We start from the raw sequence: 22,945 nt of genomic DNA, 5'->3' as shown, positions 1-22,945 counted from the left end.
GACAATTAAATAGTTTTTAAAAATTTAGTATGTTGTTAAAATTACATTGACATTGTAGAAAGGAGATAACCTATGGGTTTAATTACAAAAAATGATATTTATTTAAATCTGGAAGTCAATACACAAAAAGAGACATTGTATGAATTGGCCAGAATAGCCTTTGAACATGGTAAAGTTGATGACATTGATACATTTTATGAACAGTTGTGCTTAAGGGAAGAAGAGTCAACAACAGGATTTGGCAGGGGAATTGCAATCCCTCATGCAAGACATAAATGTGTAAAAGAAGGAGGTGTAATTGTTGCAAGATTAGATCATGGAGTTGAATGGAAATCGATGGATGAAAGTCTGGTTGAAGTTTGTATTTGTCTGATAGCTCCTGATGATGAAAATGATTTACATCTAAAGATGTTGTCAAAATTAGCGCGTAAGCTGATTTATAATGACTTCACAGATATGTTAAAAAATGCAGATGAATCAACTATTTTTTCAGAAATTAATCGTGTGCTAGAGTAGGAGGGAGAATATGTCAAAGCTTAACATTGTCGCGGTTACCAATTGTCCTGCTGGTATTGCGCACACTTTCATGGTTGCGGAAGCTTTTGAAAAGAAAGCAAAAGAACTAGGACACAATATTGAAGTCGAAACTCAGGGTGCTGGCGGAGTAGAAAATGAATTATCACCGGAATCAATTGCAAAGGCTGATTATGTAATTTTAGCTATAGGCCGGGGAATAACAGATTCAGACAAGGCAAGATTTGATGGCAAAAAAGTAATTGAGATGAAAGTTAGTGAGGCTCTTAAGGAAGCAGAAACTATTTTTGATCATCTGGAAGAAAAAGCAGTCATTTACCATTCAAATATAGCAGGAAAAGTTAAATTAGGAAAACAAAAGAATGACACAAATGGTATCATGACCCATTTGATGGCAGGTGTATCAGCCGCATTACCATTTGTAGTTGGCGGAGGTATATTAGTCGCTATTGCTAATATACTTGTTCAATGGGGTATGCCTTATGCTGGCTTTGATAAAGGTACACCAACATTTACATATATCGTAGAAAGCATTGGATATTTAGGATTTACATTCATGATTCCTATCATGGGTGCCTATATTGCTTATAACATTGGTGATAAGCCAGCATTAGCACCGGCATTTATTATCACGTATTTTGCCAATGATAAAACTATGTTGGGAATAGACTCAGGAGCCGGGTTCTTTGGTGCAATCTTTTTTGGATTGGCAATTGGATATTTTGTTAAATGGATAAAATCTTACAATTATCCTAGGGCTCTTAAGTCATTGATGAACATGACAATCATTCCCGCAGTTACGATATTTATTTTTGGTTTATTAACATACTATGTTGTTGGTCCATTGTTGGGTGGAATGATGTCATCAATGCTGTCATTCTTAAATAATGTAGGTCCGGAGTATAAATATCCATTAGCATTTTTAATTGGCTGTATGTTAGCATTTGATATGGGAGGCCCTGTTAATAAGATTGCTTGGTTCTTCTGCTTCTCACTGCTGGCTGAAAAGATTTATTCCTGGTACGGTATTGTTGGAGTAGTTGCAAGTGTTCCGCCTGTAGCAGCAGGTATTGCATCTTACATTAAACCGAAATTATTTACGGAACCGGAAAGAGATATGGCAAATTCAGCAATTATCGTAGGGGCTACTGTAGCAACTGAACCAGCTATTCCTTATGCGATGGCTGATCCGCTTCCAATGATTACTGCCAATACTCTGGCTGGAGGTATCACCGGCATATTAACTATAGCATTGGGTATTAAAAGATTTGCACCAGGATTAGGAGTCTTTGATCCTTTGCTTGGCTTAATGACACCAGGATGGGCATTCTATGTCGCTTATATATTTGGTGTTGCATTAAATATTATCCTTATTATTGCATTTAAACAATTAAATAGAAAACATAAGGAAAAGAAGGCATTAACTTAATAATACAGCAAAATTAGTGTATCTGTTGATACACTAATTTGCTTATATATAAAGAGGTAATCATAGTGAATTTTGATAAGATAATTAGCAGAAGAGGTACTTATTGTACACAATGGGATTATATTAGCGACCGTTTTGGCAAAAATGATATTTTACCGTTTTCAATTTCTGATACCGATTTTGAGGTTCCAGAAGAAGTAACGAAAGTGCTGATTAAGAGGATAAATCATCCAATATTTGGATACACCAGATGGAATCATGCTGATTACAAAAATGCTATTGCATATCATTATAAAAAAAGATTTGGGCAGAATATAAATAGAAATGGAATTGTATATAGTCCAAGTGTTATGTATAGTATCAGCGTACTTATTAGATTATTAAGTAATGAAAATGATGGAATAATGGTATTTGATCCAATGTATGATGCCTTTATTGATGTGATTAAAAAAAATCACAGAAAATTAGTTACTGTAAACTTAGATAATGAAAACAATTATTCTGTTGATTTTAATGACTTCGAAAAAAAATTAAAAAAATGCAAAATTTTATTATTATGTTCTCCACATAATCCCACAGGTAAAGTATTCAGCAGAAGTGAATTGTTGAATATCGTCAATATATGTAAAAAGTATTCAGTTTATATCATTAGTGATGAGATTCATAGTGATATAACATTATATAATAATAAACATTATCCTATCATTTCATATATTGGGGAATATAAAAATATAGTCCTTGTTAATAGTTCAAGTAAGACTTTCAATACGCCTTCTATTGGTGGTTCTTACGCAATAATTCACGATAAACAATTGTATAATCAATTTCTTGAACAAACCAGAAAAAGAGATTTCGTTAATTCTGCAAATGTTTTAGGTATGCTTGCTCTAATGGAGTCTTACGAAAAATGTGATTATTACATAGATGAGTTAACAAAGTATATAGAGAAAAATATGGATTATACAGAAAAATTTCTTAATGAGAAATTGCCCATGATTAAATTCATTAAACCACAGGCTACTTATCTGGCTTGGTTTGATATTAGTAATCTTAATTGTAGTTCTGAGAAATTCCAAGATATTTTGGTTAATATAGCAAAAGTTGGAATCATGAGTGGAGAAACATATGGAAAAAATGGTGCCATGCATTTAAGGATGAATTTAGGCTGCCCAATATGTAAATTGGAAGAAGGATTAAAAAGGCTTGAAAAAGCAGTAACTGTATTAATGGAGGGATGATAGATGCTAAGCAACCGGCAGTATTCAATTATTGATTTACTTGTAAAAACATCTACGCCCATAAATGCTGATAGTATTGCAAAAGTAGCAATAAGATCAAAAAGAACGATAATGCGGGATCTTTCAGCAATAAAAACTATATTGGAAAGTAATGATATAGGTGAATTGCTTACATATGAAGGACTTGGATACAAGGTCGAAATATCAGACTTTGATAAATATGAAGATTTCATGAAGAAAAATATTAATGATGAAGAGATAATACTTTATGAATTAATACAAAATGATTATGTTACAATAGAAGATTTGTCTGAAAAATTGTATGTTTCCAAGATAACTGCATCAGAGAAATTGAACGTCATTAAGGAAGGCTATGGAAATTTGCTGAATATAGATGTTTGTAAAAAAGGACATTTTTTAAATGAGCCATTATATAAACAATGTATTCTGTTAAGTAATATTATAGAAAATAATATAAAGCGGTATATGGATAAACTTGAAATGGGTTTAGATGTATATGAAAAATTACAAATGACTATTGATCAAAATGATGAAATAAGGTTTTATTTTCCAAATGTAAAAATAGCACAGATAAATAAAATTTTAATTGCTGCATTGTTGTTCAGAAAAGGTAATTTAAAATCAGAGAATAGTGTATTTGAAGAAATTTATAATGTTTGCGGATTAAATTATAGAAGGAAAACGATAGGAATTTTATCACAGATATCGGATGTTTGTATTGATATAAATCTTAATTTGACCTTTAATCAAGTTGAAAAAGCATTAGATATTCTGCAGGAGCAATATGCTGTTAATTTTGGTGAAGAATTGTCTTCTCAGCTGTATCATCATTTAAAAAGAATTTTAAGTTATCCATGTTATTTAAAAATAAAAGAGATACACAATATTTCAAATATAAAAGCAACTTATCCATTTTCATTTGATTTAAGTATTACATTTATTGACTTGATGAAAAAAATGTATCACTATCAGATTACTAATTGGGATTTGATTGGATTATATTTTGCAGTAAGTTTAGAAAAGAACAAGAAAACAAGAAATAAAATACTTATTTATTCTACTGATAATGCAATAGCAAACATTAATAAGCAATTATTGGAAGATACTCTCAGTAATTGTGATATTGTAATTTGTGATGATGAAAAGACTGTAAGTGACAGTGAAGCTAATCTTATTATTAATAGTAATGATCAAAAATCTTTTAAAGGCAAAGAAACTATACTTGTACATTATATTTTAAGTGAGCCGGACATTAATCTGATTCAGGAAAAAATAGAGAGGATTAGTGTTAGCAAAAATATTGAAACTATTTTTCTAAAAGATTACTCATATACATATGATGTTAAAGATAATGAAAATTTTTTGACTGTATTATCAAATGTTTGCAATCATTTGTTAAAGAAGCATGTAATCAACCTTGATGAAGCTAAAAGGATTGAAGACAGAGAAAAACAGGGAAATTCACTTATAATAAGAAATTATAGCATTCCACACTGTATCAGCAAAAAAGATGATTTTTGCATTTGTATATACGTTCATTTAAGTAAGGAAATTTATATTGATGATATAAGTGTTAATCATATGTTAATAACACTTATGAGTACTAAACTAAAAAGTAATCTAAATATTTTTAAATATTTATATCGCTATCTGAAGGAACATGGAGATAAATTAGAAAATATTACCTCATATAATGAATTTATAAAATATATATAGGAGAATTGAAATGAATGAAAGAGTCGTAAGCATTTTCTTGGATTTGGTCAAAATCTCTTCCCCGTCGAATAATGAAGAAACAGTAAGACAATATATACTAAAATATTTAGATAATTATAATATAATAAAAGAAATAGATGATAATGGGAATATAATTGCTGATTATATTGGACCTAATAAGCACACTATATTATTTGATGCACATATGGATACTGTAAAACCATGCATCAATATTTCTCCGGTGATTAAAGATGGTAAAATTTTTAGTGACGGAACATCAGTTTTAGGAGCAGACGACAAAGCAGGGATTGCTGTAATGTTGGAATTAATAGATAAGATATATCGAAATAATCTTCAAACATGCTCCATACGATTTATATTTTCAGTCTGTGAAGAAATTGGACTATTTGGAGCAAAAAAATTAGATGACAAATATCTTAAAAATATTGATTTCGCTTTTGTATTAGATGGGGAGGGCAGCCCTGGCAGTATTGTAAATAAAACACCTTATGGATGCAAAGGATCGTTAAAGTTTATAGGTAAAGAAGCACATGCTGGGGTTTGTCCAGAAAAGGGGATAAATGCCTTGTATGTAGCATCACAGGCAATAGTTAAAATGCCTAATGGAAGAATCAATGAAAATACCACTTGTAATATTGGAACAATTGAAGGCGGTATTGCTACTAATATAGTTATGCCTGAGGTTTCTATGAAATTTGAGGCAAGAAGCTATAACTTAAACGAGTTAGAATCATTAAAAAATAAGGTTGAATCCATTTGTAAAGAAACGGCAAAAATTAATAATGCATCCTTCACTTCAGATTTAAAATATGGTACTAAAGGATATTATATTGCTGAACATGATGATATTATTGTGCTTTTTAAGGGTGCTTGCAGGAATTCTGATTTACCTTTTAAATTAGAAAGCTGTGGAGGTGGCAGTAATGCAAATGTTTATAGGCAAAGAGGAGTTGACGCGGTAAATATTGGTATTGGAATGAAAAAAGTTCATACTTGCGAAGAGTATATAGAAATAAAAGATATATTAGATACTTTAAATCTTCTGATTGGGATTGTAGGATCGTTTTAGGAGGAAGTAATGCATATCCACCTAATTGGGATGACTTCCTGTACTATTTTGGAATTGAATATGAAGATGAGGATAAAAACGAATAAAGAACTTAAAACTATATTCTAGACATAAGTGGACTTTCTACCTTTTTAAGGGCAATACTATGATACATATGAAAAAGGAACAGGTGCCTGTCAACACTCGGATTTTGTCGATTGAATTTAAAGATTCGACATTTTTCGGGTAGTGACAGGCCCTTTTCTTTTTGGGTTTGTCATATAATTTAAGTAGCAAAATTTAAAGGTGATGAAGTATGTCCATTCATAGACTTCTGGAAATCGTGTATATTTTACTTGATAAAAGGGAAATTACTGCGAAAGAGTTAGCTGAATATTTCGGAGTATCGCAACGGACCATTTATCGTGATATTGATTCATTAAGTGTAGCGGGAATTCCTATTTATACCGTCAAAGGCAAAGGCGGTGGGATAAGGTTACTTGAAAATTATACTCTTAGTAAAACTTTACTTTCGGAAAAAGAACAACTTGATATCCTATCTTCTCTTCAAAGTTTGAAGGCATTAAATGTACCAGATGTTGAATTGGTGTTGGCAAAATTAACTGCCATGTTTGATATTAATAATACAGATTGGATTGATGTCGATTTTTCTCAATGGGGAAGTGGTGTGGTTGAAAAGGAAAAATTCAATCTACTCAAAACTGCAATTTTAAACAGGAACGTTGTAGCTTTTGATTATTATAGTTCTTACGGGGAAAAATCATATAGAATAATCGAGCCGATAAGACTTTTATTTAAAGGGCAAGCTTGGTATGTAAATGGTTTTTGTAGAACAAAAGATAATTTAAGATTATTTAAAATCTCTCGGATAAAAAATCTTACTATCACAAATGAAACTTTTTCAATAAATGAACATGATGATATAGGAAATAATCCCCAAGACCCTACTAATAATTTAACTATTAAAATGGCAACGCTTGTACTAAAAATTGATCCATGTATGGCTTATAGGGTTTATGACGAATTTGATCAGGATAGTATTTTACATAATAAAGACGGAAGCTTTACTGTTACTGTTACTTATCCTGAAAATGAATGGCTCTATGGTTATGTATTATCATTTGGTGAACATATTGAAGTTATCGAACCAAAGTATGTGCGAGAAATCATAAAAAAAAAACTAGAAGAGAACTTGAGAAAATATTTATAATATGACATACAGTTGTCGAATTATGAGCGTTATACTGACTTCATTCTTTAATGAAAGAAGGATATAACATGGATTATGAGATTGTACAATTAACGGGAAAAAAGGTTGCGGGGCTCAAAATAAGAACGAATAATAGTGACCCGAATATGAGCAAATCAATTGGGGAAGCTTGGAGAAAATTTTATGAGGATGGAATATGCCAGTCCATCCCAGACAAGAAAAATGACAATTGTATTGGTTTGTATACAAATTATGAGAGTGGTGTCAATGGAGCCTACGATGTGATGGTTTGCTGTGAAATCCAGGATTCTCTAAATAACATCCCTAATACAGTACATACGGAGATTATTCCTGCTGGAAAATATGCAAAGTTTATCATTCATGGTGATGTACAAAAAGCGGTTGCAGAATTTTGGATGAAGCTTTGGTCGATGGATTTGGATAGAAAATTCAGCTGCGATTTTGAAGAATATCAAAGTGGTTTTGATACGGACAATGCAGAAATACAAATCTATATTTCAATAAATTAATTGGAGGATATGGAATGATGGAAAAGTTAGATTATAGAAAGGCATATAAGGATTTATATCTTCCAAAGACTACTCCAGCAATCATAACAGTTCCACCAATTAATTTTGCTATGATTGATGGTGAGGGTGATCCCAATGGTGAAGAATTTGCGATCGCTACAGCGGCCCTATACAGTTTTAGTTATTCGGTAAAAATGTCTTACAAAAGTAATAATGTTCCGGAAGGCTACTATCCCTATATCGTTTTTCCTCTTGAAGGGGTATGGGATTTAATTGATAAAACGGTATCTGCAAAAGTAAAGAGTAACTTTGCGTACACTATTATGATTCGTCAACCGGATTTTCTAACTGAAGATTTGTTTGAACACTTTTTATCTGAAACAAAAAAGAAAAAGCCAAACGTTTATTTGGATAAAATAAAGTACGGAACGATTACTGAAGGCTTATGTTGTCAAATGCTTCATGTGGGCAGTTATGACAATGAATCTGAAAGTTTTAAAAAAATGGAACAGTTCTGCAAGAATAATGGATATAGGAGAATCTCTAAAAAACATCGTGAAATCTACCTCTCAGATCCCCGCAAAGTCGATTCAAGCAAGCTTAAAACGGTATTGAGGTTCAAAGTGGAACAAGAATGAGGTTGAGGAAAATTGCTTGCTTAATATCCTAAGATGGCCAAACCTTCTGAATGGTAGCCTACTTCCGGTTACGAGTATGCTAATGCTCCCGATATAGAGTGTATTTTGAAGGGAATCAACAAGCGGATGATTACCGTTGTGAGGCCTGGTTGCCTATTGTAAAAAAGCTTGTGTAATTGCGTAGGTGCCTGACACCTAGATTTTATCGAATGAATTTAAAGATTCGACATTTTTTAGATAGTGACAGGCACTTTTTCTCAAGACAAATCTGGGTTTTAAGGTGGCATTATTATGGCTATGTGGAATCCTTGGCGAGGCTGTCATAGATATAGCGAGGGCTGCAAGTATTGCTATATTCATAAAGGTGACAGCAAAAGAAAAGTGGATACAAATCACATTGTAAAAACGGATAAATTCTATGCTCCAATTGATAAAATAAAAAAGGGTGAATATAAAATAAAATCTGGACAGATCGTGTATCTTTGCTTTTCTTCTGACTTTCTCATAGAAGAAGCAGATGCGTGGCGACAACAATGTTGGACGATGATAAAAGAACGTCTTGATTTAAACTTCATTTTTTTGACTAAACGAATAGAACGATTTATGCAGTGTATTCCAGAAGATTGGAATGATGGATATGAGAATGTTACGGTTGGTTGTACTGTAGAAAATCAAGAAATGGCAGATTACAGATTAAGTATCTTCGATAAACTGCCTATAAAGCATAAAAATATTATTTGCCAACCACTAATAGAGAATATTACCATTGAAAAACATCTTAACGATATTGAGTTGGTTGTTGTAGGAGGAGAATCGGATAAAAATGCAAGACCGTTAGATTATGATTGGGTCCTTTCAATTAGAGAACAATGTTTGAGGAACCATGTTTCTTTTGAATTCAGGCAATGTGGTACTTATTTTATTAAAGATGGCAGAACATATACTCTGAGAACAAAAGACTTGTGTTCACAGGCCAGAAAAGCAAATATTAATTTGAGTTAAGGGACGGATCTCTGCTTCCAGAATGGCATCACTTGAGGGCGAAAGAAATTGTGGTTTGCTAGCTTATAAACCTCTTTTCTAAGAGAAATATCTTAAAAAAAGGAAATAAAATGTGTTTTTTGTGAAAAAAGGGACTATCGCTTGGACACTTTTGGAAGATTATATTATATGAAGGAAGAAATCATAATTTGAGAAGCAAAGAACCGTCCCCTTGCTTTATTTACGAACATGTGGAAGGAGGTTTTAGTATGGGAAATGGAAAGAGAAAGTTGTTACCAGAACAACATGAAGAGATACTTGGGATATTGAAAGCCCGTTTTGAGAAAAACATGAATCGTCATAAAGCCCTTGAATGGGCAAAAGTACAAGAAAAGCTAGAAACTAATCTAGAAAAACTCTGGTCACTTAATGAAATGGAAAGAACCGGCGGTGAACCAGATATTGTTGGTCATGATCAAAAGAAGAACGAATATATTTTTTATGATTGTTCTTTGCAAAGTCCTAAAGGCCGAAGAAGTGTTTGCTACGACCGTGAAGCGCTGGAGTCAAGGAAAGAACACAAACCACAAAATAACGCTATTGATATGGCAGTTGATATGGGTATTGAGATTTTAACGGAAGAACAATACCGGGAGCTGCAAAAGCTAGGAAATTTCGATACCAAAACATCAAGCTGGGTGAAAACTCCCTCTAATATTAGAAAACTTGGAGGGGCCGTCTTTTGTGATCGTCGCTACGACACTGTCTTTGTATATCACAATGGAGCAGAATCCTACTATGCTGCTAGGGGTTTCCGTGGCTCATTAAGGGTCTAAATTTAGGTGTGAAACGCTAGTCGGGAGGAAGTGAAGGGACGTTTCTCTGCTTCCAAAATGACATCACCTGGGTGCTTTTTAAAGTAAGACCCACTGATTACGATGAAAATTAAAAGTTTATAACCATCTTTCTCTAGATTCTTATCTACTATGTAGCCCCCAAATAAACTTTTCCGATTCAAAATAAAGATTTCCAATCCGGTCCTGATTTTGTGAAAATAATTCTTTCCGAAATCAGGGCCTTTTTCTGCTCAAGCCCTTTCTATTCCTGTACTTTTCAATTTGCCCTCGTGCAACATTTTCGAAAGAGTTTATTTTAAACCCGGAAAAAAGGGGGGGGAATTGAGGGGAAAACAGGGAAAAAAACGGCTATCTTTGAATCAAAAAAATGTCCAACTGCCTATGGGCATAAAAGGTGGCATGGAGCTCTGGAGGAGAAAAGGAGTTTGAAAGCTGGAAGAAGTGAGTAAATGGGCATAAAATAAAATTGTACTTAAGCAAACAAAGCAGGAACTTTTCATTTGCAGTCCCTTCTTTAACTGATTTGGAAAGATCATACCAATAAGCGAAAAGGCCTGCATTTTTAAAATATAGATATACCATTTGTAAAAAAAGTGGCATCGTTGCTTTGTTGAATCGTAATAGAAAAGGGCATGGCGTAAATGGATTATCTCTGCAAGGGAACAAAAGCAAATCAAATGTATTATGATAAACGATTGAGGAAAATCAAATTTCTTATTCAATTATTTCCTATCTTAATTTGATGCAGTGCAGTCCTTTTTTACAAGGAGGGGTTAACCTTGAAGCAAACTTCTTTATTTGATAACGATAATGATCAAAGCCGTCCCTTGGCGAGCAGAGTGCGTCCTCAAAGTTTAGATGAATTCATTGGACAAAAACACCTGTTAGGTAAAGGAATGGTTCTCAGGGAAATGATTGAACATGACCGTGTTTCTTCCATGATCTTCTGGGGCCCTCCCGGAGTAGGGAAGACAACATTGGCGAGAATTATTGCCAATCAAACCCAATCAAAATTTGTGGATTTCAGTGCTGTTACAAGTGGTATTAAAGATATTCGTAACGTTATGAAGGAAGCTGAGGAATATCGGCAATTAGGTGAAAAGACTATTTTATTTATTGATGAAATTCACCGATTCAATAAAGCACAGCAAGATGCCTTTTTACCTTATGTTGAGAATGGCAGTATTATTCTCATAGGTGCAACCACTGAAAATCCATCTTTTGAAGTCAATTCGGCCCTGTTATCACGATGCAAGGTGTTTGTCCTATATCAATTAACAAGCAGTGAAGTCGTGGAATTATTAAAACAAGCCATCGTAAATCCCAATGGGTATGAATATCAAAATATCCAAATTGACGATCGTACATTATTGGCCATAGCAGAATTTTCAAATGGAGATGCCCGTATTGCGTTGAATACACTGGAGATGGCCGTCCTGAATGGAAAAAAACAGAATGGCCCGGTCATAATCAGCAAAGAGGATCTAACCCAGATTATCAATAGGAAATCACTATTGTATGACAAAAATGGAGAAGAACACTATAATATTATCTCTGCATTGCATAAGTCCATGCGAAATAGTGATGTGAATGCGGCTATCTACTGGTTATCACGGATGTTGGAAGGCGGGGAAGATCCATTGTACATCGCTCGAAGATTGGTTAGATTTGCAAGTGAAGACATCGGTTTAGCGGACAGTAGAGCTTTGGAAATTGCGGTATCTGTTTTTCAAGCATGTCAATTCATTGGTATGCCTGAATGTGATGTACACCTGACCCAAGCTGTGATTTACTTTTCACTGGCCCCAAAATCAAATTCAGCTTATTTAGCTTATATGAGAGCAAAAAAAGATTCCCTGAACTCTATGGATGAACCCGTTCCCCTGCATTTACGCAATGCACCTACCAAGTTGATGAAAGATCTAAATTACGGCAAGGGATATAAATACGCTCATGATACAGAAGAAAAATTAACGGCGATGCAGACGATGCCGGATTCGTTAATAGGTCATGAATATTACCATCCAACTACTCAAGGTTCGGAAGCTAAGTTCAAACAAAGGCTTAAAGAAATTACGGAATGGCATAAAAGAAACCGTAAATCGTAGTTTGAAGAAAGGAGAAAGGACAGTTCTTTGCTTCCAAAATGACATCATTGATGGTGAAAGAAATTGTGATTTTACTGGGTCATAAACGGCATTACAAAACTAAAACATGAACTAAAAACGGGGAAGGGATGGCAAACCAGTCAGATATTTCTTAAATTGATAGAGCAAGAAAATGATTTGGAAGAAATGTTGGGGTTTGTCAGAGATAATCCTAGTTATATTGAAAGTTATGCTGAAAAGTTAGTCAAACATTATAAAAAAGAAGTCATCGAAATTTATAAAGAATCTATAAAATTGTCAGCTAGGACCTCGTCCAAACGAAAAGATTATCAAGGGGTTTGTCACCAAATCATGAGATATAAAAAGACTGCAGGTAAATCAAAGCAAATGGAGTTGATAAATGAATTAATGAGTTTATATAAAAATAGACCGGCCTTTATAGACGAATTGAGTAAAATATATAAATGAAGTGCACTAACATCCAATATGTTGCCGCATACACTTTGAACATGTTGAAGTGATTTCGCAAATGATTTTAAAAGAAGAAGCAGGTTCCCAATAAGGGATCACCTGCTTCTATTCATTTTCGGGGAGAGGAGAATCGGTAGTGAATTCTAAGGCTGCCAAAGACAATAACTTCGATTCAGACAACAGGTAGTTGTTGTATCACAGTTTAAAAAGCTGAGAAGCTATTGTCTTAGCTAACGATATTGTTAAAAACTTACACTTCTACTATTGATGTTAATAATCAAGATGAGAAATTTGTTCATAGGTTAGCCTGTTAATACATAAGCTTTAAAAATTTTGCATTTGAAACAAAATGAATAAAGAATTAGAAAAAAAGGTGAATCAAGTTATAATAATATTAAAAGATTTTAGAAAATAGTGGAAACTGGCAGTGCAGATAGGTTGTTTTAATATTCACAGAGTTAAGTACATAAGAGGAAATATATATACACCTTAATGGCTTTGCTATATTCGATAATAGTGATAGTCAAGAGACTATAAGAAATGATTCATGCTTTTTTTGAAAGTGGCAAATGGTACAAAAGATGCTACGGAAAGTAAAACTGGGTACCTAGGGGACGGGTGCTAGGTCCTACAAAAGTTTTTGGGAAAAGCCTGTACCTACGTTTTTATAAATAAAATGACCAAGAATTCAAAATGCATTAGGTTAAATGAGAATGTTAAAGGGGGAATACCTATATGATTCCAGCAAAAATAAATGCAATTCCAATCACTACAATAAGAGAAAAAGCCTTGGAATCCATTGCTGATTGGTTCGATCTGCATAAACAATCATTTTATACACTTGGTTGGTGTTATCTTAGAAATCAGCAGCAAATGGACGAGCTTTTTTACCGCTCCATTATAAAAGTCCAAAAGGAATTGTCTCGATTTAAAAATGAAACATCATTCGAATTGTGGGTTACCTCCATTTTCATCCAAACTTGTCGGGAGCTTTCTGATGATCAAAGTTTACAAGCGGATGAAGAAAGTGAACCACTTCAGGATTTTTTTAAAGCCCTTGATCATTTGAATGAGTACGAGAAAGAAGCGATGTTCCTTACCTATGTAAAAGGATTCTCTAAGGAAGAAGTGGCCCAACTTCTTCAAGTATCAGTAGAAAAGATCAAAGAGCTTTTGTTTTCTGGAATCTATTCCTTTAGAAAAGAAATGGGGTACAAATCGGCTTTTCATGGCTGTAAGGAGTACCATAAGGATTACATCGATTACTTGGAAAAAAACTTGGAACGATCGAAAAAGATCAATTTTGAGGTGCATATTTTTCAATGTAAAAACTGTCAAGAGGACTTGGCTACCTTTCAGGATGTCATGTTAACCATGTTAAATCTTACTGAAAAGATAGAAAATTTGCGTATGCCATCCGGTTTCATGGAAAACGTCAAAGAGAGGCTGGCAGAACAGGAAAAGCACAGACAACAGAAGCGCAAGAAACGTCGAAGAAAGGGACTTATTTTTGCAGGTGCATTTGCATTGTTAACAAGTATCGGTTTTTTTACGGGGGCGTTTTCCTACCTTTACTATACATGGACGGAAGAAGATCAGGAATTGCGAACCTTTTTGCAACAGGATTTGGGTGAAAGGCTGGACCTGGAAGCGGAAAGCGATGGAGTGAAAATTAAGATCAAGAGTGCGATTGCGGATGATGTTCAGACGCTTGTTTTTTATGAAATAGAGGATACAAACGAGGACAATCAATTTGTGATGAATTATGATGATGGAGTTTTAGTGGAGAATGAACATGAAATCATGAATAGTGAAAAATTTCCAAGGTATTATCTTCCTGACCTTAAATCGGATGTAAATAATGAAAAAAAGAATGTGTATTATGGGAAGATGGGTTTACCGCCACTTAGAAAGGATAATGGGACAATCAAATTCAAGATCACTAAACTTCAAAAATTGAGTCGTGATTCCTCTAAGCGGAATAGTTTAAATGTTTATGAGAATATGGGATACGAAACAGGGGAGTGGAACTTCGAAATACCAGTAACAAAATATCCTTCAACCGAATATTCGTTGGATAAAGAAATAGAAGTCGAGGGGATTCCGGTTCGATTTGATAAGATAATCGTAGCTCCGACGGCAACGACTCTGCAATATAGTATAAATAGAGAATACTCAAAGAAACGGATAGAATCTCTCAATTTTGACCATTTAGAAGTAAATAATAAAAAAGTGAAAGCTGATCGCTATGGCAGCTATGGCAGCTCTTTTTATGATTCACAACAAGACATGAATTGGAATACTTTTCAAACACATTTTGACCCATTTTTTGGAAAAAAGCCAAAAGAGGTTCGCATTCAACTTGGATCTATTTATCTAACAATTGAAGACCCTAAAACCATCAAACTGGATGCTTCTCAGGAATATCCTCAAACCTTTGAATATGCAGGAAGTGCAATCTCCATTGACAAGGTGGAAGTTGGACTGCCTTCCAATGTTGTCATAAGCAATCATGAAATTGAGAATCGGGCATATGAGTCTCTCCAATACCAAGTCATTGGTGAGGATGAAAATAATGCAAATTCGACGGAAATGGAGATGGGAATCGATTCTGAAGGAGTGCTTGTTGATAAAAACGGGATCCAATACGATGAGAATGAAATCCCTGACGCATATGAAGAAGTCGAGCAGCCTCGTTATTTCATAACTGTAGAAAGGATAAGGTTACAAAATAACAACAGTGGAGAGAAAGTGATTCCGAAAAAACTAGAGATTTATGGATATAACACAACAAAATATTTGGATGATGTTGTGAAGATTCCGTTGAAATAATATGTGAGGGTGAGAGATACTTCAGCAAGAATGATATAGTTCAGTTGACCATGTGGAGTTCATCTCGCAGATGATAAAATAGAAATTTAATAAACATTTGCTAACTAAACTGACCCGGATCTTGTTAAAAAACTTTTGCATAATTCGGGCTTTTTCCACGCCTGTTCCTTTTATTGGAAATTCAGGTGATTTTTAGCAAAAAGTGCTACATTAATTGTATAAGGAAATCTATTCCATCTAATAGAGAAAAATGGAATTTGTATGAATTAGTTTTTCAAGAAATCAAGATAATCAACTGCTGGCGACGTGATTTAACGGATCATTCAACAGGAGTAACATCATTAAGTCGGGAGAAAAATGAGGAAGCAATGTGACAATTTATTTTTTATAGTGAGGTGATAGCCAATTGAGAAAAATGTTAGAGACGCGTCTATCCTATCTATATACAGGTGAATCAATGGCAGTAGTAAGTTTTATTTTTGTGAGCTTTTTACTTAATAAGGCTTTTCCTCAACTACATCTATTTTCACTTATTTCTTTTTGGGCTTCATTTTTTCTTTTGGAGTTGCTTTTAGTGCAGGGGAGTGTTTACTGGTATGCAAAATGGAGGAGATTAAAGAAGGAAAATATATCTGTAACTCCTGTTCGGATTGTGAAGCGATTGAAAAACTTACAGAAATGGGATATTGGCCTGATTATTGTCTTACCTTTTATGTTCGTCTTTGATTTTTTCAAATGGTATCCATCATTGCCTTTTGGTGGTTTATCGCTCTCAGGCTTTATTTACTTATTTGCGATACTTGAGTATATTAACTATTTTCATATTCAACTTTCATATGATCAGCTTTCTGATATTAAGTACTTAATAAAGTCAAAGAGATTAAAGCAGGCATGTTTAAGGAAAGATTTTGAGCGAATGATTTAGATGAATTTGAAAATATCATATTGGGCCATATTTCTAAGGTTTGATTACATAGCTTAAATGTTAGAAAATGCACTTGCCATTAAAAAATCGGCGAATCCATAGATGAAGCAGGGGACGGTTCCCTGCTTCATAAAATTTTCCGAATAATTAAAAAACAACTTAAGAACTGGACACAGAAGAAGCAAAGAACCGTCCCTTTGCTTCTTTTAATAGATTTTTAATTTTCAGAAAGTAACTGTTGCAATTTTTAGAAAATTTTATATAATAAAGTTGAGAGGTGATTCAGGTGTCAATAAGAAATTTAGATGAAGAAAAAGTACTAACACAAAGAGGAATGGAAACTCGAGAAAAGTTACTGATGGCTGCTGAGGTGGTCTTTGGTCAGAAAGGATATTTTGAAACTTCTATTGTCAATATTTCTCAAGAAGCAAAGGTTGCCCAAGGAACGTTTTATAATTATTTTCCCTCAAAGAAAGATATTTTCGATGAATTAATTCGAAATTATAGCCGGGATTTACGAATCGCGATTAAGGAAGGAATGGCAGGCAGTTCTTCCTTTGAGGAGGCACAGAGGAAAGGTTTCTTTGCATTTTTTAGCTGGGTCAAAAATCATCCTGATTTATATAGTATCGTCCAGCAGGCCATTGTGGTAGACCAAGAGCTTTTCAAGTGGTATTACGGAAAGCTGGCCAATGGATTTTTAAAAAGCTTGTCTCAAGGCGTTGAGGCTGGTGAATTTAAGGAACTGGATCAAGAGACTATTGCTTATTGTTTAATGTCGATTGGACAGTTCTTGGGGATGAGATGGGTGTATTGGGAGAAGAAGGACGTTCCTGAAGAGGCGTTTGATGCTGCGATGACACTGATATTTCAGGGATTGAAAAAGTAAAGGAGGAGTTCTATGAAAGGCATTGCCTATTGGATTCAAAAATGGGCATACACACATCCTAATAGAATAGCAGTCATTACAGAAAAAGAAAAGGTGTCCTATAAACAGCTGAACAAAATGATTCATACAGCAGCTGCAAAGATCAAGGAAAAACTTAAAGGAAAAAAAGGAGAACGCATTGCTATTTTGTCGCAAAACCGAATTGAATATATAGTTCTTCTTTTTGCAATAGCTAAAATCGAATGTATAGCGGTCCCTTTAAACATTCGATTAAGCGCAAAAGAGCTCATTTTTCAACTAACAGACAGCGGCTCCAAAATGATTTTTGCAGAAAAAGAAAATGAAGAGTTTGCATCATCCCTAATCAAGCAAACTGGAATGGAAAACTTGGAGTTAATAGAAGAAATTTTCCAAGATTCAGCTTCTTCTGTAAGCAACTTCTCTTTTGAAGAAAGGATAGATGAAGATGCTCCATTTATAATTTGCTATACCTCAGGGACAACCGGCAAGCCAAAAGGAGCGGTTTTAACGCAAGGCAATATGTTCTGGAATGCCATCAATAACAAGCTTTCCATCGATTTGACTTCGGAGGACCGCTGCATTGTTTTGCTTCCTCTATTTCATATTGGAGGAATCGGACTTTTTTGCTTTCCATCATTATTTTCAGGCGGTACGATTGTCATTCCAGGCAAGTTTGATCCTGAAAAGGTGATATCCATGATAGAAAAAGAAAAGGTAACTATTGTTATGGGGGTACCGACGATTCATCAGGCATTGCTCACTAGTCCGGCTTTTCAAAGTGCAGATTTGAGTTCAGTGCGCTGGTTTTATAATGGAGGAGCACCATGTCCACGTGAATTAATTGAAGCCTATTATGATAAAGGATATTTATTCGGTCAGGGCTTTGGAATGACAGAAGCGTCTCCTACTCTTTTTATGCTTACAAAAGAGGATGCACCACGTAAAAAGGGTTCTATTGGAAAACCAGTTTTATTTTCCGAATATAAGCTGATCGATTCGGAGGGGAGAGAAGTTGAAAATGGAGAAGTTGGTGAGCTGGCAGTTAGAGGGCCAAACATAATGAAAGAATATTGGAATCGCCCTGATGCTACAAAGGAAGCATTGAAAGATGGCTGGCTGCTGACAGGAGATTTAGCGAAGGCAGATGATGAAGGTTTCCTATTTATAGTGGGCAGGAGGAAAGAAATGATTATTTCTGGAGGGGAAAATATCTATCCGCTTGAAGTGGAACAAGTTATCAGCCAAATAAAAGATGTTTCCGAAGTCGCGGTAGTTGGGCAGGCGGATCCTTATTGGGGAGAGGTTCCCGAGGCTTTCATTGTAAAGAAAATTGGAAGCGCTTTAACAAAAGACGATGTCCTCAATTATTGCAGAGAATTTCTAGCAAAATATAAAATTCCTAAAAAAATTACTTTTATAAATGAACTGCCAAAGAATGCAACAGGGAAAATTCAAAAATCACAACTCATAGGAAGAAGGTGAAAGGGTGAAAAGTTATAGAATTGGCCAGCAAGCCTCTTGCAGCAAAACGATTACAGAAACAGACTTTGTTCTGTTCGCGGGATTAAGCGGTGATTTCAATCCGATCCATATTGATGAGGAATATGCCAAAAAAACAAGATTTAAACGGCGAATTGCTCATGGATTATTGACCTCAAGCCTATTATCACAGCTTTTAGGTGTTCATCTTCCTGGAAAAGGTTCCATCTATGTAGAGCAGAGCATCAGATTTAAAGCACCAGTATTTATAGGTGATACAATTACTGCAAAAGCAACCGTTCAAGATATTGATCAGGGAAAAAGAATTCTGACGCTGCTGACAGAGTGCTTTAATCAGGATAAGACAATAGTATTGACGGGTACTGCTAAGATGATGGTACCTGAGGATGGAGGGGGAATTTGATGGGAATCGGTATTGAAACGACAGGAGCTTTTTTTCCTCCTGGAATCGAAACAGCGAGCGAATTAGCTTTAAAGACGGGAATACCCGAACAGGTGATTATAGAGAAATTCGGTTTATTTCAAAAGCATGTTGCGGATGAGTCAATGCAAGCATCAGACCTTGCCGTTGCAGCTGGAAGTCAGGCAATAAAACATTACGACCCACAATCCATTGATGTAGTGATCTACTTTGGAAGTCCGCATAAGGATTATTATGTCTGGTCAAGTGCACCGAAAATACAGCATGAATTGGGGGCAAAAAATGCCTATGCATTTGAAATGATGAATGTCAGCTCTTGTTTTCCGATAGCCTTAAAGGTGGCAAAGGATATGATTGCATCTGACCAATCGATACAAAACATTCTTCTAGTAGGTGGATGCAAGGAGTCGCAAATCGTAGATTATTCTAACCCGCGATCACGGTTCATGTTCAACTTTGCGGATGGAGGAGCTGCTGCATTGATAACAAGGGATTCCTTTCAGAGTGAAATACTAGAAAGTGCAATACTGACAGATGGTTCATTTCATGACGATGTACGGGTTCCTGCTGGAGGATCCAAACATTTTGCTTGCGCAGAAACTGTCGAAAAACACCTGCATTATATTGATGTTAAAGACCCATTATCGATGAAAGAAAGATTGGATCCTGTTTCGATTTCCAATTTTGACCATGTTATTAGAAAAGCACTTCATAAAAGCGGATATACTCCTCAAGATATTAAACTCCTATTACCACTGCATACAAAACGTTCAATGTTTAAGGAACTACTACAATCACTAGGACTTTCAGAAGAAAAGGCAATTTACCTTGATCACCATGGACATATGTCTGCCCTTGACCCCTGCATTGGATTGCATTTTGCAAAAGAACAAGGGCTCTTAAATCCAGGGGATATTGCTGTGGTAGTCAGTGCGGGAACAGGATACACCTGGGCTGCTACGGTTGTTAAGTGGAAAGGAGAGAAAAAATGATGAGAATAAAGCGAGTAATACTTCTCCTCATTCTTTTTTCTTTATTAGGGTGGAACAGCGATTACACAGAAGCTTCCTATGACTATCAGAATGCATGGGGAAATGAGCCTGATTCCGCCAATCTATTTCGAACACCTGTAGCTCTTGCGAAAGATAGCTTCGGTAATATTTACATGGCTGATATGGGAAATCATCGGATTATAAAAATGGATTCTTCCGGAAAAATACTTAAGACATATGGATCGCTCGGCAATTCCCCAGGGCAATTTAATATGCCTTTTGGCATTGCAATTGATAGAGATGGCAATATTCTGGTTGCTGATACGGGAAATTATAGAATCCAAAAGTTCGATCCTCAATTCAATTATTTAAAAAGTTGGGGGACAAAAGGGTCAAAGAATGATCAATTTGGATTTCCAAGAGAAATTGCTGTAGATCAGCAGAATAATTATTACATCACAGATGAATTTAATCACAGAATTCAAAAATATAATTCTGACGGCCAATACATTCTTACTATAGGTTCCTACGGTAAAGACAATGGACAGTTGGCTTTGCCTCAAGGCCTTGCGATTAACAATAAAGGGGAAGTCTATGTAGCTGATACTTACAACAATCGGATTCAAGTGTTTGATCAGAACGGCAGCTTTAAGCGGAAAATAGGTGGTCTTGAACCTGGAATAGGCCCTTATAAATTTTATCACCCAAGAGGAATTAATTTTGATCCTAAATCTGGAGCTTTGTATGTAGCTGATACCTATAATAATCGAATAATGAAATTTGATGATTTAGACCGGTTTGTTTATACAACAGGGATTTTTCCAAATTTAGTTTATCCTAATCAGATACTTCCGGATGAGGATGGAGATTTATTTATTACTGATACAGGAAATAACCGAATTGAGGTGTATAAGGAGATCGGTCTGAGTGTCTCTTATAAAATGTCTATTGGCATTGGGCGAAACGGAGACAAACAATATGCAGGTCCTTTTGATATTCAAAGCGATTCAAAGGGAAATATTTTTGTATCTGATTCATTTAATCACAGAATCATGAAATACAATTCAAGCGGAAGTCTGATCAGTAAGTGGGGAAGTATGTACGGTACTGGAGGTCCTTGGGGCTATGGCAGTTTTGTAGGCCAATTTTTCGTACCAAGACAAATAGCTGTTGATCGCTATGACAATGTATATGTTGCAGACTCGGTAAATCATCGTATACAAAAGTTCTCTAACTCAGGGATATTTCTTGCTGCCTACGGCTCTTTAGGAACATTAAGCGGATATTTCCGTTTTCCTTGTGGGGTTGCTGTTGACAGTAAAGGAAATATCTTTGTGTCGGACTCTGAAAATAATCGAATTCAAAAGTTTAATTCCTTTTTTGTTTATATGAAAGAATGGGGAGGAACAGGGACAGAAAATAGTGAATTTTCTCAGCCTATGCAGATTGCTATTGACTCTAAAGACAACGTTTATGTAGTGGATCGAATAAATAATCGGGTTCAAAAATTTGATAATAACGGAAAATTTATTGCTAAGTGGGGAACAAACAACGGAAGCGGTAACCAGGATCCGCTGGAGAATTGGGGGGAAGGACCGGGGGATTTGTTTTTGCCAACTGGGATAGCTATTGATGAACAAGACCGTGTATATGTTACCGACACTTCAAATAACAGGATGAATGTCTATGATGAGAATGGAAGATTTTTAGAGCATTTTGGTTCTTTTAGCGGAGAAGACGGTCAGTTCTTTTCTCCTCAAGGTCTTGATATAGACAGCAACGGGAATATCATTATCGCTGACGGGCTGCTCCATAAAATACAGTTTTTTAGAAAATTGGATTAATAAATGGGGGAATAGCTGTGAAATTCAAGTTAAGCAGCTATTAAACAACTTTAATAAATTAAATCTATTTTTATATTGGCATGAGGTTAATAGAGTAGACATACTTTTGGGGATTTTTATTCTCTCCTGAGCTGTTTTGTTGAATCCCTTTACTTTTATAAGCTATGTTTCAAGGCATTTGGCAACACGGAACATACTGTAATCATGTCGATTGGGGAAAAAACTCGAGTTTCTCATTTGGGAGATGTACCTGAAAACTTTATTATAAAGAATTATGTTCCGCAAACAGAGGTGCTGAAATACGCGAAATTATTTATTACGCATGGAGGTATGAACAGTGTTTACGAAGGTCTATATTATGGGGTTCCGCTTATTGTCATCCCGCTAAGCGCGGATCAGCCGGTCATTGCTAATCAAGTCGCTAAAATAGAAGCTGGTATACAATTACAAATGTCAGGCTTGACGGCAAACCAGCTGCATGAATCCGTAGATCATGTGTTGAACCATTCAACATACCATCAAGCTGCGACAAAAATGAAAGAATTCTTGCAAAAATCGTCTGGATATCAGCAGACTGTTAATGAGATTTTTGAATTTAAAAGACAACATAATATCTAAACGAACATAGTGGTCAGTTCCCCCGCAACTTTAACGTAATGGGTGACTGATCACTTTTTTTGAGGGAAGGTTCTCTGCTT

The 22,945-nt window shown here is 35.1% G+C and carries 19 protein-coding genes and 1 pseudogene; all 20 read left to right on the top strand.

Translation table 11 applies throughout. The features are described 5' to 3' along the window. Positions 1 to 72: 72 nt before the first annotated feature. Complete coding sequence (locus ACE38V_RS15550) at positions 73 to 516, top strand: fructose PTS transporter subunit IIA (RefSeq protein ID WP_375842586.1); 444 nt, start codon at positions 73 to 75, stop codon at positions 514 to 516. Between the two features lie 10 nt (positions 517 to 526). Continuing rightward, positions 527 to 1,963 (top strand): fructose-specific PTS transporter subunit EIIC, encoded by a 1,437-nt coding sequence (locus ACE38V_RS15545; RefSeq protein WP_375842584.1) that lies wholly within the window; start codon positions 527 to 529, stop codon positions 1,961 to 1,963. Between the two features lie 65 nt (positions 1,964 to 2,028). Then, positions 2,029 to 3,201 carry a MalY/PatB family protein gene (locus ACE38V_RS15540; protein ID WP_375842582.1) on the top strand — a complete coding sequence of 391 codons (1,173 nt, stop codon included), beginning with the start codon at positions 2,029 to 2,031 and terminating at the stop codon, positions 3,199 to 3,201. Between the two features lie 3 nt (positions 3,202 to 3,204). Beyond that, positions 3,205 to 4,938, top strand: coding sequence for a PTS sugar transporter subunit IIA (locus tag ACE38V_RS15535; RefSeq protein WP_375842580.1), 1,734 nt, complete (start codon positions 3,205 to 3,207; stop codon positions 4,936 to 4,938). Positions 4,939 to 4,948: 10 nt separating this feature from the next. Further along, positions 4,949 to 6,028: a M20/M25/M40 family metallo-hydrolase gene (locus ACE38V_RS15530; RefSeq protein ID WP_375842579.1), complete on the top strand. Its 1,080-nt coding sequence runs from the start codon at positions 4,949 to 4,951 to the stop codon at positions 6,026 to 6,028. A 295-nt stretch (positions 6,029 to 6,323) separates the two neighbouring features. Further along, complete coding sequence (locus ACE38V_RS15525; protein WP_375842577.1) at positions 6,324 to 7,238, top strand: helix-turn-helix transcriptional regulator; 915 nt, start codon at positions 6,324 to 6,326, stop codon at positions 7,236 to 7,238. A gap of 68 nt (positions 7,239 to 7,306) precedes the next feature. Further along, positions 7,307 to 7,768 carry a GyrI-like domain-containing protein gene (locus ACE38V_RS15520; protein WP_375842575.1) on the top strand — a complete coding sequence of 154 codons (462 nt, stop codon included), beginning with the start codon at positions 7,307 to 7,309 and terminating at the stop codon, positions 7,766 to 7,768. A 17-nt stretch (positions 7,769 to 7,785) separates the two neighbouring features. Continuing rightward, on the top strand, positions 7,786 to 8,406 hold the full coding sequence (locus tag ACE38V_RS15515; RefSeq protein ID WP_375842573.1) for a GyrI-like domain-containing protein: 621 nt from the start codon (positions 7,786 to 7,788) through the stop codon (positions 8,404 to 8,406). Between the two features lie 291 nt (positions 8,407 to 8,697). Beyond that, entirely contained in the window at positions 8,698 to 9,408 is a 711-nt protein-coding gene (locus ACE38V_RS15510; RefSeq protein ID WP_375842571.1) for a DUF5131 family protein, read from the top strand. 248 nt (positions 9,409 to 9,656) lie between these two features. Further along, positions 9,657 to 10,223: a DUF4256 domain-containing protein gene (locus tag ACE38V_RS15505; RefSeq protein WP_375842569.1), complete on the top strand. Its 567-nt coding sequence runs from the start codon at positions 9,657 to 9,659 to the stop codon at positions 10,221 to 10,223. Between the two features lie 800 nt (positions 10,224 to 11,023). After that, a complete protein-coding gene (locus ACE38V_RS15500) occupies positions 11,024 to 12,352 on the top strand; it encodes a replication-associated recombination protein A (protein WP_375842568.1) in 1,329 nt (442 codons plus the stop codon). 156 nt (positions 12,353 to 12,508) lie between these two features. After that, on the top strand, positions 12,509 to 12,820 hold the full coding sequence (locus ACE38V_RS15495; RefSeq protein ID WP_375842566.1) for a hypothetical protein: 312 nt from the start codon (positions 12,509 to 12,511) through the stop codon (positions 12,818 to 12,820). 738 nt (positions 12,821 to 13,558) lie between these two features. Beyond that, positions 13,559 to 15,655: a sigma-70 family RNA polymerase sigma factor gene (locus ACE38V_RS15490; protein ID WP_375842565.1), complete on the top strand. Its 2,097-nt coding sequence runs from the start codon at positions 13,559 to 13,561 to the stop codon at positions 15,653 to 15,655. Between the two features lie 415 nt (positions 15,656 to 16,070). After that, entirely contained in the window at positions 16,071 to 16,580 is a 510-nt protein-coding gene (locus tag ACE38V_RS15485) for a general stress protein (protein WP_375842695.1), read from the top strand. A 334-nt stretch (positions 16,581 to 16,914) separates the two neighbouring features. Then, a complete protein-coding gene (locus ACE38V_RS15480) occupies positions 16,915 to 17,469 on the top strand; it encodes a TetR/AcrR family transcriptional regulator (RefSeq protein ID WP_375842694.1) in 555 nt (184 codons plus the stop codon). A gap of 12 nt (positions 17,470 to 17,481) precedes the next feature. Then, a complete protein-coding gene (locus ACE38V_RS15475) occupies positions 17,482 to 18,972 on the top strand; it encodes an o-succinylbenzoate--CoA ligase (RefSeq protein WP_375842563.1) in 1,491 nt (496 codons plus the stop codon). A gap of 4 nt (positions 18,973 to 18,976) precedes the next feature. Next, positions 18,977 to 19,393 (top strand): MaoC family dehydratase, encoded by a 417-nt coding sequence (locus ACE38V_RS15470; RefSeq protein ID WP_375842561.1) that lies wholly within the window; start codon positions 18,977 to 18,979, stop codon positions 19,391 to 19,393. Beyond that, the gene (locus ACE38V_RS15465) at positions 19,393 to 20,403 is read left to right on the top strand and encodes a 3-oxoacyl-ACP synthase (protein WP_375842559.1); all 1,011 of its coding nucleotides are present in this window, start codon (positions 19,393 to 19,395) and stop codon (positions 20,401 to 20,403) included. Before ACE38V_RS15470 ends, ACE38V_RS15465 begins: the two co-directional genes overlap by 1 nt. After that, entirely contained in the window at positions 20,400 to 22,247 is a 1,848-nt protein-coding gene (locus ACE38V_RS15460) for a 6-bladed beta-propeller (protein WP_375842558.1), read from the top strand. The genes ACE38V_RS15465 and ACE38V_RS15460 overlap by 4 nt, the downstream gene beginning before the upstream one ends. 150 nt (positions 22,248 to 22,397) lie before the next feature. Then, positions 22,398 to 22,865, top strand: a pseudogene (locus ACE38V_RS15455) (nucleotide disphospho-sugar-binding domain-containing protein); the annotation flags it as partial. Positions 22,866 to 22,945 lie beyond the last annotated feature (80 nt).

It is taken from the genome of Cytobacillus sp. Hz8 (genome assembly GCF_042263505.1).
In the GTDB taxonomy this organism is placed as follows: Bacteria; Bacillota; Bacilli; order Bacillales; family Cytobacillaceae; genus Bacillus_BE.
The sequence above is the reverse complement of the archived record's forward strand: the minus strand, read 5'-3'. Positions and strand labels throughout refer to the sequence as shown.